Here is a 1,042-nt window from a genome sequence, read left to right as displayed (position 1 = left end):
TGAGCAGGGCAAGCCGGTGCTGGTTCCGCGTGATACCTGGCGCAAGACCAACATTCAGATCCTCGGCCTGCCCGGGAGCGGCAAGAGCGTGATGGCCACCAACGCGCTCATTCGCTGCGTACGCGATTTCGGGGACGCGGTGGTGTACTTCGACCCCAAAGGGGACGCATGGGCGCCGCACGTCTTCCGGGCGCACTGTCCGGACTTCACCCTGCTGGATCTGCGGCCGGGGAAACCGGCGCAGCTGAATCTGTTCCGCGATCTCGACCAGTACGCGCTGAAAAACCTGCTGATTGCCGGGCTTAACCTGGGCGAGACCGGCGACGTGGCGGACCACTACCGCATCAGCGAGCAGAAAGCGGCGAAGCTGATTGCGGAGCAGTTTCCGCAGGGGGCAAACATTCAGCAGGTGCTGGCGGCGGCGTACGCGCTGCCGGAGGCCCTGAAAAAGGACGTGAAGGGGTTGATCACTAGGCTGGAAAACGTCGCTGACCTGAGCGTCCTGCAGACGGACAGTGGCATCGATGTGGCGGGGATTATCAACGGCGGCGGCTGCCTGTACGTTATCGGCTCGATGGACGACGAGGCGGTGATCCGTGTGCAAAAAATGCTGTTTGCCCGCTGCGCGCAAATCATCATTGCGCGGGACGAGTTCCGGGAGTGGCCACACGTCAGCGTGATGCTCGATGAAATTAAATATCTGCTGTCGAAGTATGTACTGAACGCACTGGGGACGCTGCGCAGCCGGGACTGCAATCTGTTGCTCGCGCACCAGTCGCTGGGCGATTTCGGGCAGTGCGGGCAGGATCTGCCCGCTGAATTTGTGAAAACCACGGTACTGGATAACACGCCGATCCGCTGGTTTTACCGGGCGGCCAGCCTGGAGTCCGCGCAGTGGGCGGCGGGGCAGACCGGGGAAATCAGGGTGGACGTGGAGCGCCGCCGTGCCAGCCGGGAGGCGGGGAACGTGGAGCATATCAGCGGGGACAGCTTCATCCAGAAGGAGGCGCGGCCGCTGTTTGACGTGAACACCCTGCAACAC

At 62.8% G+C, this 1,042-nt stretch carries 1 protein-coding gene; it reads left to right on the top strand.

All coding sequences use genetic code 11. The features are described 5' to 3' along the window. Positions 1 to 16 precede the first annotated feature (16 nt). A partial coding sequence (locus EKL15_RS24640) for a type IV secretory system conjugative DNA transfer family protein (RefSeq protein ID WP_370593031.1) occupies positions 17 to 1,042 on the top strand: 1,026 nt, incomplete at its 3' end.

Source organism: Serratia sp. 4542 (assembly GCF_016805595.1).
GTDB lineage: Bacteria > Pseudomonadota > Gammaproteobacteria > Enterobacterales > Enterobacteriaceae > Serratia > Serratia nevei.
This window is presented reverse-complemented; position numbering and strand designations above follow the sequence as displayed.